This window comes from Phascolarctobacterium succinatutens (assembly GCF_958453765.1).
GTDB classification, from domain to species: Bacteria; Bacillota; Negativicutes; order Acidaminococcales; family Acidaminococcaceae; genus Phascolarctobacterium_A; species Phascolarctobacterium_A succinatutens_B.
Genome location: NZ_CAUDZA010000029.1, coordinates 1 through 14,936, shown reverse-complemented (window position 1 = coordinate 14,936; position 14,936 = coordinate 1). Strand labels below are relative to the sequence as shown.

Sequence of the window (14,936 nt, the reverse complement as noted above, 5' to 3'; positions counted from 1 at the left end):
CGCAGGGCGGTTTTTCTTTATGCAGAAATAAAAGTTAAGGGGGATACAGAAGATGAATATTACCGAAATCAAGGAGCTGTTGGCAGGCACGCCGACGGCGGAGCAGCTGGCGACATTAGCAGCAGACGAGCGCAAGGGAGTACAGAAGCTGCTGGCAGCATACAACAAGCGTCTGGAGAAGGCGGCGGCGGAGAAGGAGCGCTTCACGGCGATGCTGAAATTGGAACGCGAGCTATATGACGAAGGCTGCGAGCTGATTGCCGGCGTAGATGAGGCAGGACGCGGACCTTTGGCAGGACCGCTGGTTATCGCTGCCGTTATTCTGCCCAAGGATGTGTTTATCAGCGGGCTGAACGATTCCAAGCAGCTTTCCGCTGCCAAACGCGATATGCTGTATAACGAGGTTATGGCCAAGGCGCTGGATATCGAGGTGAACATCGTCAGCGTCAGCAATATTGATGAGCTGAATATTTACTCTGCTACGCAGCAGGGCATGGCGCAGGTACTGGAAAACCTGCACTGCCGTCCGCAGGCAGCGCTGATTGACGCTATGCCGGTGAAGGTTCCTGGTATGAAGATTGAATCTGTGGTGCACGGTGATGCGCTGAGCGCTTCTATTGCCGCTGCTTCCATTATTGCGAAGGTTACCCGTGACCGCATCATGGAGCGCCTTGATCTTGTTTATCCTGCCTACGGCTTTGCGCATAACAAGGGCTATGGCAGCGGCGCACATATGCAGGCTGTGAGCGAGCTGGGTGCTACACGCTGGCACCGCCGCAGCTTTGAGCCTGTGAAGAGCATGCAGCTGCCGCCGGTGGCTGCTGAGGAAAATATCCTCTATGCTCCGCAGACTGATAACTATGAGTACCCCGTCGAGGAGTAGTCTTGGGAAATACGGCGAAGATTTTGCCTGCCGCTATCTGCAAAATATGGGTTATAAAATATTGACCCGCAACTTTCGCTGTCACCGTTATGGTGAAATTGATATTATTGTTGAAAAAAGTGGCTGTATCAGCTTCATAGAGGTCAAGACACGTGCTTCTACCCGGTTCGGCAGACCGATAGAGGCCGTGACACCGGCAAAGCAAAGAAAAATTCATCGTTGCGCTGAATATTATCTCCAATGCAGAGGTCTGCTGGAGCAGCCGCCGGTGCTTTCCTTTGATGTAGTAGAAATTATCATTGAAAGCACTGCGGCTATCAGCATCAGGCATTGGCCGCACTGCTTTTAAAAGAAAAGGAGTGTTGATAATGTTTGCACAGATTCTTGGCGAAACAACCTGTGGTATTGATGGTGTACAGATTTTGGTGGAGGTGGACGTGAGCAACGGCTTGCCCAGCTTCGATCTGGTGGGACTGCCGGCGATGGCCGTGCGTGAGTCCAAGGAGCGCGTAAAGGCGGCGCTGCGTAATTCCGATTATCCCTTCCCGATGACGCGGATTACGGTAAACCTGGCACCCGCCGATTTGCGCAAGGAGGGCAGCGGCCTTGATCTGCCTATTGCCGTAGGCCTCATGACCTGCGGCAGAATTCTGGAGCCGGAAAAGCTGGAAAGCAAGGTTTTCATCGGCGAGCTGTCGCTGGACGGCAGAATCCGCAAGGTTTCCGGCGTGCTTTCCATGATTATGGATGCCAAGAAGTGCGGGGCGCAGGAGGTGTATATTCCGCAGGCCAATGCTGCCGAGGGCAAGCTGATTCATGGCATTGATGTGTATACGGTGGCAACCTTAAAGGAGCTGGTGGAGCACCTGAAGGGGAAGAACACGCTGACGCCGCTGCCGAAGGAAAATATTCTGCAAAATAATAATAAGATTTATCATGTGGATTTTGCCGATGTCAAAGGACAGCTTGTGGCGCGCAGAGCCTTGGAAATTGCTGCCGCCGGCGGTCACAGTATCCTGATGGTTGGTTCTCCGGGCTGTGGGAAGACGATGCTGGCGCGCCGTTTGGTGACAATTTTGCCACCGATGACGGAGGCCGAGGCGCTAGAGGTTACCAAGATTTACAGCATTGTGGGACTTTTGCCGCAGGCAGACAGCGTCATGCTGGAGCGTCCGTTCCGCAGTCCGCATCACAGCATCAGCGGCAGCGCGCTTCTGGGCGGTGGCAGTACACCGCGCCCGGGGGAGGTTACTTTGGCGCATAACGGCGTACTGTTTTTGGACGAGCTGCCGGAGTTTGAACGCGCTACGCTGGAAATGCTGCGTCAGCCGCTGGAGGATGGCGAGGTGAGCATTTCGCGCGTCAGGGCGGCGATGACCTTCCCGAGCAAGTTTATTTTATGCGCTGCTCAAAACCCTTGCCCCTGTGGGTTCCTCGGTGATTCGGTGCACCGCTGTTCCTGTAAACAAGCGGAAATTGACAGCTACAAGCGCAAGATTTCCGGTCCGCTGATGGACAGAATAGATATGCAGATAAACCTGAGCAGGGTGGAGTTCAGCGAGCTGAAAACGAAGGAAAAGGGCGAATCCTCCGCTGCTATCCGCGAACGTGTGGTAAAGGCGCGACTGGTGCAGCAGGAGCGCTTGGAGGCCTTGGGGATGCACTGCAATGCGCAGATGGGACGGAGCGAGGTTGTTAAATATTGCCAGCTGGACGCGGCGGCGCAGAATGTTATGAAGCGCTACTTTAATATGCTGAACCTCAGCGCCCGCAGCCATGACCGCATCTTGAAGGTGGCACGCACGATTGCAGACCTCGCTGGCAGTGAGAACATTGAGGCGGTGCATCTGGCGGAGGCTATTCAGCTGCGCACCAGCGTGCGTCCGTAGGGAGCAGAGAAGTCTTGCGTAGCTGCAAGATATGCTTTTCTTGGCAAATATGCTATAATTTAAGAAGAAATATTTGAAGCAAGGAGATGGAATGATGCGTAAGACCTTTAATACGACAGCTGTTTGCATACCCGGCGAGCATTATATGGTTGATATCAGTGGACGACTGCAAAAGATTAAAGAAATGATTGCTGCCAAAAAGTATTTCACCATCAACAGAGCACGCCAGTATGGTAAGACAACAACGCTGCAGGCACTTTTCGGCTATCTGCAAAGTGAATATTACACCGTCTTGCTGGACTTTCAAACCTTTGATGCTTCTAAATTTAAGGACGGCAATATATTTTCTATTGCTTTCGCAGGCTCTTTTTTGCATGCGCTGAAGCGTAACCGCCTGTCGGAAAATACTGCCTTGGAAAAGGCCTGTGCAGATTTGAAAAATGCAGCTGTAATCAGTAACAGTATTTTCAGTCTGAAGGAGCTTTTTGAATGCATGAGAGATATCTGTGCAGCGAGCGATAAGCCTATCGTTCTGATGATTGATGAGGTGGACAGTGCTTCTAATAATCAGGTTTTTTTAGATTTTTTGGCACAGCTCAGGGCGCAATATATCGAACGTGCCTGGCAGCCTGCGTTTCAATCTGTTATTCTTGCCGGAGTATATGACATCAAAAATCTTAAACAAAAGCTGCGTGCCGATGAAGAGCATAAATATAACAGTCCTTGGAACATAGCGGCGGATTTTACGATAGACATGAGCTTTTCACAAGCAGAGATTGCTGCTATGCTTAATGAATATGCCAAGGATTACGGACTTGCTTTTGATACCGGAATCTTTGCAGGCTGGATTTACGATTATACGGCAGGCTATCCGTTTTTGGTTTCCAGATTGTGCCAGCTGCTCGACGAAAAGGTTTGCTTAATGCCGGAATATGCTTCTAAAAAAGCTGCCTGGACCAAGGTTGGCTTTAATGCGGCAGTACGCTTGCTTTTGCAGGAGAAAAATACCCTGTTTGAATCCTTGATAGGGAAGCTGCACGCCTACCCGAAGCTGAACCGGATGCTGAAGGCAGTGCTTTTCTCCGGCAATATGTATCCTTATAGTGCTGATGAAGCAGCTATTGATATGGCTACGATGTTTGGCTTTATAAAAAATAAAGACGGGTATGTAGCGATTGCCAACAGGATTTTTGAAACCAGACTCTATAATTATTATCTGGCGGAGGATGAGCTGCAGAAAAATGAGCTTTACAAAGCATCTCTCCAGGATAAGAATCAGTTTATAACTAATGGCAGACTGGATATGGAAATGGTGCTCCAAAAATTCATTGTGCATTTTAATGATATTTTCGGTTCGTGTGATGAGCGCTTTCTGGAGGAGGAGGGAAGAAAGTACTTTTTGCTGTACTTGCGTCCTATAATCAACGGAACCGGCAACTATTATGTCGAAGCGCGTACAAGGGATTTATGCAGAACAGATGTGATAGTTGACTATAATGGTGAGCAGTATATTATCGAAATGAAAATTTGGCGCGGAAACGAATATAATAATCGCGGAGAAAGCCAATTAGCTGCTTATCATACTAAGGTTGGCTATCTGCTGAGCTTTAGCTTCAACAAAAATAAGCAGGCAGGAGTGCAGCGGATCAATGTAGGGGATAAGGTTATCATTGAGGCAGTAGTTTAAGTTTGGTCTATTAACGCTTTGCGTATTACTGACGGTAGTACGCAGAGCGTTTTTTGTTACAAATCTGTAACCTGCTTTACAAAATCACGGATAAATAAAAAAATCTGCAAGATTTTGTACAAAGTTGTTGACGAAAGATATTCGTGGTGGTAAACTAGGCACAACTTCAAAAAACCACAAACCGTTGAGACGGAGATCAAGTCAGCAGATGCGCTTACAGAGAGTTCGGGCAGGTGGAAGCCGGATAGAGATGCAGGCTGATAAATGGACCGTTGAGGGTGCTGTCAAATCGCTTCGGCGAGAGTATTCAGCAACGCAACACCGGCGTTAAAGGTGAGGAGTGTGATGGCACTCTGCGAGAGCGCGTCGCAATGGCGGCGAAACAAGGTGGTACCGCAGGTATAAGTATTTACAGCCTGTCCTTGGAATTGCTTAGAAAAGCTAAGCAGCTTCAGGACAGGCTTTTTTGTATAACAAAACTGTGATAGACCTTCTCGTAGAATGTTAGCGTAAACTATGGGAGGAATTAAAATGATTAAAGAAGCTATTGTAAAAATCGTCGGCAAAGAGGACTTAACCTATAACGAAGCATATGACGTAATCAATGAGATTATGAGCGGTGAAACAAGTGCAACGCAGAATGCAGCCTTTCTGGCAGCGCTTTCTACCAAGAGCACTACGGCGGAAACTACCGATGAAATTGCCGGCTGCGCCGCAGCGATGCGTGACCACGCACTGAAATGCGAAACCGGCATGGACATTTTTGAAATCGTTGGCACCGGCGGTGACGGCTCCAACAGCTTCAACATCTCTACAACCTCCGCTCTGGTTGCTGCGGCAGGTGGCATGAAGGTTGCTAAGCACGGCAACCGCGCCGCTTCCTCCAAATGCGGCACCGCAGATTGCCTGGAGGCGTTGGGCGTGAACATTCAGCAGGAGCCGGAAAAATGCGTGGAGCTGTTAAAGGAAGTCGGCATGTGCTTCTTCTTCGCACAGAAATACCACACCTCGATGAAATATGTAGGACCTATCCGCAAGGAGCTGGGCATACGCACCGTATTCAACATCCTCGGACCTTTGACGAACCCAGGCAGCCCGAAGATGCAGCTCTTGGGTGTGTATGACGAGTATCTGGTTCAGCCGTTGGCGCAGGTATTGATGAACCTGGGAGTTAAGCGTGGCATGGTGGTTTACGGTCAGGACAGACTTGATGAGATTTCGCTGAGCGCACCGACTACCATTTGCGAGTTCAAGGACGGCTGGATGAAAAATTACGTTATCAAGCCTGAGGACTTCGGCATGGAGCGCTGCACCAAGGCAGATCTGGTAGGCGGTCTGCCGGAGGAAAACGCTAAGATTACGCGCGACATTCTGGCGGGAGCGCAGGGACCGAAACGCAATGCAGTTTTGCTGAATGCCGGCGCCAGCCTGTATATCGGCGGCAAGGCTGCAAGCTTTGCTGATGGCGTGAAGCTGGCGGCAGAGCTGATTGACAGCGGCAAGGCACTGCAGACATTGGAAAAGCTGATTGAGCTGAGCAATAAATAAGCTGATTAAAGAGGTTAGATTATGATTTTAGATGAGATTGCGGAATATACCAAGGAGCGTGTGCGGGCGCTCAAAGCGCAGAAAAGCCTTTACGCGGTGCGTGATGAGGCAGAGGGCAGACCGCAGGGCAAGGATTTCAGGGCAGCGCTTGCTGCCCCCGGCCTGAGTGTAATCGCCGAGCTGAAGAAGGCATCCCCCTCGAAGGGCATCATTGCTCCAGATTTTACGGACATCTACCTGCGCAAGGCTGCGGAGTACGAGGCAGGCGGCGCAGCAGCCATCTCCTGCCTGACGGAGCCGAAGTTCTTTCAGGGCAACGATGCTTACCTGCAGGCGGTACGCCAAAGAGTGGAGCTGCCGCTTCTGCGGAAGGATTTCACGCTGGACGAGTACCAGATTTACGAGGCCAAATGCATTGGTGCCGACGCTGTTTTGCTTATCTGCAGCCTGCTGAGTGCAGCGCAGCTGGGCGAATACTTGGCGCAGGCGCAGGAGCTGGGGCTGAGCGCTCTGGTGGAGGCGCACACCGCAGGCGAGGTGCAGATGGCACTGGCGGCGGGAGCGGAAATCATCGGCGTGAACAACCGCAATCTCAAGGATTTCAGCGTGAACCCGCTAAACAGCCTGCGCCTGAGGGATGCGATTCCCGCAAGCAAGATTTTCGTAGCGGAAAGCGGCATTCAATGCGCAGCTGATGCCAAGGCGCTGAAGCAGGCAGGCGTGCAGGCGGTGCTGGTGGGCGAGGCCCTGATGCGCAGTGCGGATGCGGCGGCGATGCTGAAGGAGATGCGTGATGCGTAAGGTAAAGGTTAAAATCTGCGGCTTGAAGCGTGTGCAGGATATAGAGTGCGTCAACAGACTGCTGCCGGATTATATAGGCTTCGTTTTTGCCAAGACCAAACGCGAGGTGACGGAGCAGCAGGCAGCACAGCTGAAGGCAATGCTTAACCCGCAGATTAAGGCAGTCGGCGTTTTCGTCAACGCCGAGATAGATAAGATTGTACGCTTGGCCAAAAGCAGGACGATAGACGTCATCCAGCTGCACGGTGACGAGGATGCAGCTTATTGCGAAAGGCTGCGGCTGCAGACGGAGCTGCCGATTATCAAAGCAGTCCGCGTGAAGGACGCAGGCTCCTTTGAAAATCTGCAAGCCTATCCCTGCGATTACCTGCTCTTTGATACCTATACCAAGGGGCAGTACGGCGGCACTGGTAAGCGTTTTGATTTAGCGCTGGTGGCAGATGAAAAAATCAGCAGACCGTATTTTATCGCAGGCGGTCTTGAGGCAGCGAATGTTGCAGATGTATTGAAAAACAGTAACGCCTTTGCCGTAGATGTAAGCGGTGGCGTAGAAACAGAAGGGTTCAAGGATCCGGAAAAAATTGCCGCATTTATAGCGGAGGTAAGGGGAGATAACGATGACAAAAGGTAGATATGGTATTCACGGCGGTCAATACATGCCGGAAACTTTGATGAACGCAGTTCTGGAATTAGAGGCTGCTTATGAAAAATTTAAAAATGATCCCGAATTCAAGGCGGAGCTGGCGCGTCTGTACCGCGAATATGCCAACAGACCGTCCCTGCTGTATTACGCAGAGAAGATGACCAAGGACTTGGGTGGCTGCAAGATTTACTTGAAGCGCGAGGATTTGAACCACACCGGCGCACACAAAATCAACAACGTTTTGGGACAGATTCTGCTGGCGCAGAAGATGGGCAAAAAGCGTGTTATCGCCGAAACTGGCGCAGGCCAGCACGGTGTTGCGACTGCTACCGTAGCGGCGCTGATGAACATGGAATGCGTTGTTTACATGGGCAAGGAGGACTGCGAGCGTCAGGCGCTCAACGTGTTCCGCATGGAGCTTCTGGGTGCGAAGGTTGTGCCTGTAAGCAGCGGCACCGGTACCCTGAAGGATGCAGTAAACGAAGCGCTGCGCGTATGGACGGAACGTGTTGAGGATACCTACTATGTTCTGGGCAGCGTTATGGGCCCGCATCCGTATCCGGAAATTGTGCGCGACTTCCAGAAGATCATCGGCGAGGAAATCAAGGCGCAGATGCTGGAAAAGGAAGGACGCCTGCCTGATGTGCTGGTGGCTTGCGTAGGCGGCGGCTCCAATGCTATGGGTATGTTCTATGACTTCATCGAGGACAAGGACGTGCGCTTAATCGGCGTAGAGGCTGCAGGCCTGGGCGTAGATAATCCCAAGAACGCCGCAACCATGGCAAACGGCAAGTTGGGCATCTTCCACGGCATGAAGAGCTACTTCCTGCAGGATGAATACGGCCAGATTGCTCCGGTTTATTCCATCTCCGCCGGTCTTGATTACCCCGGCATCGGCCCCGAGCATGCTTATCTGCACGACATCGGCCGTGCGGAATATGTTCCTGCTACCGATAAGGAGGCAGTTGACGCCTTCAACTATCTTTCTAAAACAGAAGGCATTATCCCTGCAATCGAAAGTGCGCATGCCGTAGCCTACGCTATGAAGCTGGCACCCACTCTGCCGCAGGATAAGATTATGGTTATAAATATTTCCGGCCGCGGTGATAAGGACGTTGCCGCAATCGCACGTTATATGGGAGTTGATTTACATGAATAGAATACAAAAGGCATTTGACGAAAAGAAAAAGGTATTTATCGGCTTTGTGACCGCAGGCGATCCCAATCTTGCTACAACTAAGGAGCTGGTGAGAGCCATGATTAAGGGCGGTGCAGGACTTATAGAGTTCGGCATTCCCTTCTCCGACCCCGTGGCTGAGGGCGAGGTTATCCAAAAAGCGGATATGCGTGCGTTGGCTGCAGGCACTACTACCGATAAAATTTTTGATCTCGTAGCGGAGCTTCGCGAGGAAACACAGGTACCGCTGGTATTTTTGACCTACGCTAACCCGATTTATGCCTACGGTGCGGAAAAATTCTTCACCCGCTGCGAAGAAACAGGTGTAGACGGCGTCATCATACCGGATATACCGTACGAGGAGCGCGAGGAGATGCGTCCGTTCAGCGAACCGCATCACGTTGCCCTGGTGCCGCTGATTGCGCCTACCTCCAAGGACCGCATCCAGAAAATCGCCGCTATTGCCCAAGGCTATGTATATGTAGTTTCTTCCTTAGGCGTTACCGGTGTGCGCAGCAACATCACTACCGATATTGACGGCATTGTCGCAGAGGTGCGCAAGGCTACCGATATTCCGGTGGCTGTAGGCTTCGGTATCGCTGCTCCCGAGCAGGCGTACAAGATGGCCAAGGCCAGTGACGGCGCTATTGTGGGCAGTGCGATTGAAAAAATCGTGGCACAATACGGCGAGGCTTCTCCCGAGCATGTTTACGAATACGTCAAGAGTATGTCCGAAGCGGTTGCCAAGGCAGCTGCGGAGGCTTGATTACAAAGGTTTGGGCACAAAAAAACTCCGTTCCTTACTGCATATGCAGCAGGGAGCGGAGTTTTTCGGTTTAAATTATTGCAGCGGCATGGGCTCAGTACCACCGTTTACTGCGTCCGGCTGTTCAAAAATGAAGGCAGGGGACGGATAGTAGAATTTGCAGTGCTGGAAGTTGATAACTTCGGTGGAGAAGCGTTTCAGCAGAGCATAGGAAGCGCGCTCTTCGAAATCAATCAGGTTGTCCTTGTTGATGTCAGCGTCTTTAACGATTACCAGCAGATAAGCCGGTACTTCCGGTGCATCCTCAGGCACCTGGCTGCGGTCGAGAGGGATGTTCGGAATAATTTCCAGATCACCGATAGGCTGTTGGTTTTCATTGTACAGCATAGCATGATAAACATTTTCGTACAGGGTACGAGCGAGTCTTAAAGAATAAGCTCCGGAACTCATATTATTCACTCCTTAAAAAGATGTTTTTGATGACTCTCGCTTTATCAGAAAAAGCAATAAACATAACGCTATTATTGTAACATAGATTACGAAAATAAGCAAAATGAATCTATAATGAAATGATTCCACAGCGATTTATGCAGAAAAGCTGTATTAATAATCACAAAATAGCAAGAATTTTTCATAGAATCTGCATTTTTATGCTGAAAGTATTTTGTATACATGACGTTTTTATGAATTTTTCAGCAGGATTTTACACAATGTTGACGAATAAGAAGAATAACAATATGTTGCTGCGTGAATTTTATTATCTTAGCACATATGTATATTAAAGGAGGGGAACTCTTATGAAAAAACTCTTGGCTTTTTTACTTGGTATCATGGTTATGGCTACTATGATTGCCGGCTGCGGCGGTGGAGATAAGAAAGATGATAAAAAACCTGCTGCACAAAAATTCATTAACATTGCTACCGGCGGTACATCCGGTACCTACTTCCCGTTAGGCGGTGCTCTGGCTGATATCTTGAATAAAAATATTCCGGGTACCAATGCTTCCGCACAATCTACCGGCGCTTCCGTAGCAAACGTAAACCTGCTCAGCCAAGGCAAGGTTGAAATTGCTTTTATTCAAAATGATATTGCTTACTATGCTGCCAACGGCACTGAAATGTTCAAAGGCAAACAGGTTGCCGGCCTGCAAGGTCTTGCAACTCTGTATCCGGAAACCGTACAGATTGTTACCCTGAAAAAATCCGGTATCAAATCTGTTGCTGATTTTAAAGGCAAACGCATCGCTGTAGGTGCTGCAGGCTCCGGTACCGAAGCTAACGCTCGCCAGATTATGGAAGCATATGGCATTAAATATGATGATATTAAGGTTCAATACCTGTCCTTCGGTGAAGCTGCAAGTGCTCTAAAGGACGGCAACGTTGATGCTGCTTTCGTAACCGCAGGCCATCCGACCGCTGCTATTCAGGATATCGCAACTCAGAACGACGTTGTACTGGTTCCGGTTGATGCTGACAAGGCTGATGCTCTGATCAAAAAATATCCGTTCTACACCAAGCTGGTTATCAAAGCCGGTACTTATCCGAAGCAGGATGCTGACGTTACCGCAGTAGCAGTAAAATGCATGCTGGCAGTAACCGATAAGATGGACGAAAACACCGCTTATGCAATTGCTAAAGCTCTGTACGGCAACCTTGACCGTATGAAATCCGCTCACTCCGCAGCAAATGCTATCAGCAAAGATACTGCTAAAGACGGCATGTCCATTAAGCTGAACCCGGGTGCTGAAAAATTCTTTAACGAAAAATAAGGATTTTAAATGATGCCGAACTTCAAAGACCGGAAACCGGCGTTTGCCGGTAGCCGGTCTTTTTTCCCAGTAAAGAATTTAGTAATTATTGTAAGCGTTGTGTTAATGCTTTTGGGGTGGTATAGTACGCGCCTGGTGGTGGCGATTATACCTGAGGGAACTGCAGGAGCTGTTACTTTTGCCACAGCGGCAGGTGATGAATGGTACATCAGCCTGACGCATTCGGTGGAAAAAACTGCCTGGAATGATTATTTCAGGGTTAACGGCGCAAATAACATGACCATGACGCACACCCGCTTTTCCTCGCTGGGCTGGGGCTATCCGTATTCCGCTGCCGACGGCAAGCTGACGCAGACTGCCGACGGTAAGTTTGATATGGAGATGAACCGCCCCTATAAGGAAGTAGCCCTGCGTATATCCGAGCAGGCAATGCCGCACATTGTCCACGGCGGCGACAGCTACGACCTGATTGCTCTGTACGGGCAGGGGACTGCGGTAACAGTGAAGGTCATGTATCGATATCAGTACTGGCTGGAACGGTACTTTTAGGTTTTATTATATTAAATGAGAGGAGCTGATACCCATGTCTGAAAAAGAAAAGAAAGTAAAAGAGCTTTCAGCAGAAGAGGTATTGCAAAAATTTGACAAGGAATCAGACAAGCGTGAGCTTACAGGTGTGTGGGGTAAAATTATTTCCGCAATCTGTATTCTGTTTGCACTTTTCCAATTATATACAGCCACCTTCGGTGTGCTGGACGCGCATCTGCAGCGCGCTATTCACTTAGCCTTCGGCTTTTTATTGATTTTCCTGCTGTATCCCAGCAGACATTCCTGGTCCCGCAGCAAGATGCATCCCTTTGATGCCTTCCTGGCACTGCTCAGCGCAGGTACTGCCATGTATCTGGTTGTGAACTATCAGGAGCTGGTGCTGCGTGCCGGCATGAACACGGAAACAGACTTCATCGTCGGCCTTATCGGTACGATTATGGTTTTTGAAGCAGCGCGCCGCGTAGTAGGCTGGCCGATGATTATCGTTGCCTTCTGTTTCATGCTGTACGCCTTCTTAGGTCCTTACGTTCCCGGTATTCTGGCACATCGTGGCGTTGGCGTGCAGGAAATGTTTGACCATCTGTTCTTCACTACCGAGGGTATTTTCGGTACGCCTATGGGTGTATCTTCTACCTTTATTTATCTGTTCATCCTCTTTGGTGCTTACTTGGAAACCACCGGCCTCGGCAAATTCTTCATTGATATTGCCAACGCTATCGCAGGCTGGGCAGCAGGCGGACCGGCGAAGGTTGCCGTACTGTCCTCCGGCCTCATGGGTACTGTTTCCGGCAGCTCCGTTGGTAATGTTGCCGGCACCGGTGCTTTCACCATCCCGATGATGAAAAAGCTTGGCTATCGTCCGGCATTTGCGGGTGCTGTTGAGGCTGCTGCTTCTACCGGCGGTCAGCTGATGCCTCCTGTAATGGGCGCTGCTGCCTTCCTGATGGCAGAGTTTGTAGGCGTTCCGTACTTTGATGTTGTTAAGGCTGCCGTAATCCCGGCAATGCTGTACTACATTGGCGTATGGCTGGGCGTTCACTACGAAGCTAAAAAGTTCGGCCTGAAGGGCACTCCGCGTGACCAGCTGCCGAAGTTCAAAGAGCTGTTCCTGGAAAAAGGCCATTTGGCTATTCCGTTAATCGTTATCGTTTACCTGCTCGTAAGCGGTTATACTCCTATGCGTGCCGCTTTGGCAGCCATCGTGCTGACCATCGTTTGCGCCTGCCTGCGTAAATCCACCCGCATCGGCTTCAAGCAAATCGTCCAAGGTCTCATTGACGGCTCCAAGGGCGTGCTTGGCGTACTGATTGCCTGTGCAACCGCAGGTATCATCATCGGCGTTGTTACCAAAACCGGCGTTGGCCTGAAGATTGCAACTGCTCTGCTGGACTTGGCAGGCGGTAATCTGCTGCCGGCAATGTTCTTTACCATGATCACTTCTCTGATTCTTGGCATGGGCGTGCCGACAACTGCTAACTACGTAATTACCTCTACCATTGCAGCGCCTGCTCTGGTGCAGATGAATGTACCGGTACTGGCAGCGCATATGTTCGCGTTCTACTTCGGTATCGTTGCTGACGTTACTCCGCCTGTTGCACTGGCTGCTTATGCCGGCGCAGGTATTGCCGGTGCTAACCCGATGCGTACCGGCGTTATCGCTGCTAAGCTGGCGATTGCTGCGTTCATCGTTCCGTACATCTTCGTACTGGCACCTGAGCTGCTGATGATCAACGCAACTCCGTTCACCATTTGCTATAGCGCCTTCACCGCGATTGTAGGTATGTGGGGTGCTTCCATGGCGATGATCGGCTTCTGCAACAATCTGCTGAACATTCCGCAGCGTATTCTATTCCTCGTTGGCGGTATTTGCATGATTATCCCTGGCGTATTTACCGACGGCATCGGTGTTGCGCTCGTTGCTGTTGCCTATGTATGGCAGCGCACGAACAAGGTTAAGGGTGCTATTCAGCAAGATGGGGAAGACCTGTAAGCCGAAAATTTCATAGCAAGCTTCAAGGTCCTGCGCGCATTTTATATGCTGCGCAGGACTTTTTTATTGATTAACATTGTTTATTCTACTTTTTATGTTTTCTGAGATAATCCCAAGGCTTTTCAACGTTTTACCGCAACCATAAGCCTTGACGGCAGTGCTTAGCTTTTGCCTCAAATTTAAATAACTTAAGATTTTACGCAAATCATGACCACCCGTCAAACGGGTGGTTTGACGACGGGCTATAAGCCCTTAATACTAGCCAGCGCCTCAAGACGCTGGCTTTCACTTTGTTCAAGCCACATTGCACTTTTCTCTTTCGCTGCCCCTGTCAGGGGCGTTTTGAATACTAGTTACCCTTAAAAGGGTCTTCGTACTCTTTTACACTTAACTTGTCTAAAACTATATCGTACTTTTCTTGTTCCGCAATATATTTCTTTACGGTGGCTTCATTTAGACCTACTGTAGATGCGTAGTAACCTTCTGCCCAAAAATGTCTATTGCCAAACTTATACTTTAAATTTGCGTGTTTATCAAACATTTGAAGCGCTGACTTTCCTTTAAGATAGCCTATAAATGTCGATACTGCAATTTTAGGCGGAATACTAAGTAGCATATGCACATGATCAGGCATCATATGACCTTCGATAATTTCTACACCCTTGTACGAACATAACCGTTTAAAAATTTCTATTAAATCCTCACGGTATTGATTATAAATGATTTTTCGTCTATACTTAGGTGTAAAGACTATATGATATTTGCATACCCACTTTGAATGCGATAACTCGTTAGTTTTATTTGCCATTAATACGTCATTCCTTTCTTTGCAATAGTGACTTGAACACTTACTATTGTATATCGGAATGACGTATTTTTGTATAACAATCAATGCGCACCCGCATAGCGGGTGGTTCTTTGTGAAGCACTATCTCATTTCTTTGAAAAGAATTTCGATAGCGCTCCACGGGCTAAAGCCACATAACGAAAAGACCTGAGGTCCGCAAGAATCCGGACTTCAGGTCCTTTTTTTGTATAAAACCGCAAGTTTCAAGAGAGCCTATCTTGGGGCATTCTTCGAATCAAACTTGGTCAGCTTTTAAGGCTTCAACCTGCTCAATAGGCAGAGAAGTAAGCTCCGCAATATCATCGAGAGAATAGCAGCCCTTGGCCAGCATACGCTTAGCAGTAGCGAGTTTTTCCTCAGCAAGGCCTATTTCTTTACCCTCAGCAA

General features: G+C 49.4%; 14 protein-coding genes. 12 read left to right on the top strand and 2 right to left on the bottom strand.

What is annotated here, in order from left to right:
* Positions 1-43 precede the first annotated feature (43 nt).
* The 9 genes from Q7Q81_RS09700 (at position 44) to trpA (ending at position 9,394) form a co-directional block, all read left to right on the top strand.
* Positions 44-883, top strand: coding sequence for a ribonuclease HII (locus tag Q7Q81_RS09700; protein WP_418948529.1), 840 nt, complete (start codon positions 44-46; stop codon positions 881-883).
* Positions 861-1,232, top strand: a complete 372-nt coding sequence (locus Q7Q81_RS09695; RefSeq protein WP_293696362.1) for a YraN family protein — start codon at positions 861-863, stop codon at positions 1,230-1,232. The genes Q7Q81_RS09700 and Q7Q81_RS09695 overlap by 23 nt, the downstream gene beginning before the upstream one ends.
* A gap of 19 nt (positions 1,233-1,251) precedes the next feature.
* On the top strand, positions 1,252-2,772 hold the full coding sequence (locus Q7Q81_RS09690; RefSeq protein ID WP_304275715.1) for a YifB family Mg chelatase-like AAA ATPase: 1,521 nt from the start codon (positions 1,252-1,254) through the stop codon (positions 2,770-2,772).
* Positions 2,773-2,863: 91 nt separating this feature from the next.
* Entirely contained in the window at positions 2,864-4,459 is a 1,596-nt protein-coding gene (locus Q7Q81_RS09685; RefSeq protein ID WP_304275712.1) for an AAA-like domain-containing protein, read from the top strand.
* Positions 4,460-4,990: 531 nt separating this feature from the next.
* The gene (gene trpD / locus Q7Q81_RS09680; protein ID WP_304275709.1) at positions 4,991-6,007 is read left to right on the top strand and encodes an anthranilate phosphoribosyltransferase; all 1,017 of its coding nucleotides are present in this window, start codon (positions 4,991-4,993) and stop codon (positions 6,005-6,007) included.
* Positions 6,008-6,028: 21 nt separating this feature from the next.
* Positions 6,029-6,808 (top strand): indole-3-glycerol phosphate synthase TrpC, encoded by a 780-nt coding sequence (gene trpC / locus Q7Q81_RS09675; protein ID WP_304275706.1) that lies wholly within the window; start codon positions 6,029-6,031, stop codon positions 6,806-6,808.
* The gene (locus Q7Q81_RS09670; protein WP_304275703.1) at positions 6,801-7,439 is read left to right on the top strand and encodes a phosphoribosylanthranilate isomerase; all 639 of its coding nucleotides are present in this window, start codon (positions 6,801-6,803) and stop codon (positions 7,437-7,439) included. Before trpC ends, Q7Q81_RS09670 begins: the two co-directional genes overlap by 8 nt.
* The gene (trpB, locus tag Q7Q81_RS09665; protein WP_304221168.1) at positions 7,426-8,610 is read left to right on the top strand and encodes a tryptophan synthase subunit beta; all 1,185 of its coding nucleotides are present in this window, start codon (positions 7,426-7,428) and stop codon (positions 8,608-8,610) included. Before Q7Q81_RS09670 ends, trpB begins: the two co-directional genes overlap by 14 nt.
* Positions 8,603-9,394 carry a tryptophan synthase subunit alpha gene (trpA, locus tag Q7Q81_RS09660; RefSeq protein WP_293392562.1) on the top strand — a complete coding sequence of 264 codons (792 nt, stop codon included), beginning with the start codon at positions 8,603-8,605 and terminating at the stop codon, positions 9,392-9,394. The genes trpB and trpA overlap by 8 nt, the downstream gene beginning before the upstream one ends.
* Before the next feature lie 75 nt (positions 9,395-9,469).
* Here trpA and Q7Q81_RS09655 read toward each other — a convergent pair whose 3' ends face one another.
* Positions 9,470-9,844 carry a hypothetical protein gene (locus tag Q7Q81_RS09655; RefSeq protein WP_021719551.1) on the bottom strand — a complete coding sequence of 125 codons (375 nt, stop codon included), beginning with the start codon at positions 9,842-9,844 and terminating at the stop codon, positions 9,470-9,472.
* A 347-nt stretch (positions 9,845-10,191) separates the two neighbouring features.
* Between Q7Q81_RS09655 and Q7Q81_RS09650 the strand changes: the two genes are divergently transcribed.
* The 3 genes from Q7Q81_RS09650 (at position 10,192) to Q7Q81_RS09640 (ending at position 13,702) form a co-directional block, all read left to right on the top strand.
* Entirely contained in the window at positions 10,192-11,163 is a 972-nt protein-coding gene (locus tag Q7Q81_RS09650) for a TAXI family TRAP transporter solute-binding subunit (protein WP_021719550.1), read from the top strand.
* 105 nt (positions 11,164-11,268) lie between these two features.
* Positions 11,269-11,712 carry a DUF1850 domain-containing protein gene (locus Q7Q81_RS09645; protein WP_304275701.1) on the top strand — a complete coding sequence of 148 codons (444 nt, stop codon included), beginning with the start codon at positions 11,269-11,271 and terminating at the stop codon, positions 11,710-11,712.
* 34 nt (positions 11,713-11,746) lie between these two features.
* A complete protein-coding gene (locus Q7Q81_RS09640; RefSeq protein WP_304275698.1) occupies positions 11,747-13,702 on the top strand; it encodes a TRAP transporter permease in 1,956 nt (651 codons plus the stop codon).
* 349 nt (positions 13,703-14,051) lie between these two features.
* On the opposite strand, the gene tnpA is transcribed toward Q7Q81_RS09640, so the two are convergent.
* Positions 14,052-14,510, bottom strand: coding sequence for an IS200/IS605 family transposase (gene tnpA / locus Q7Q81_RS09635; RefSeq protein ID WP_304275695.1), 459 nt, complete (start codon positions 14,508-14,510; stop codon positions 14,052-14,054).
* Between the last annotated feature and the right edge of the window lie 426 nt (positions 14,511-14,936).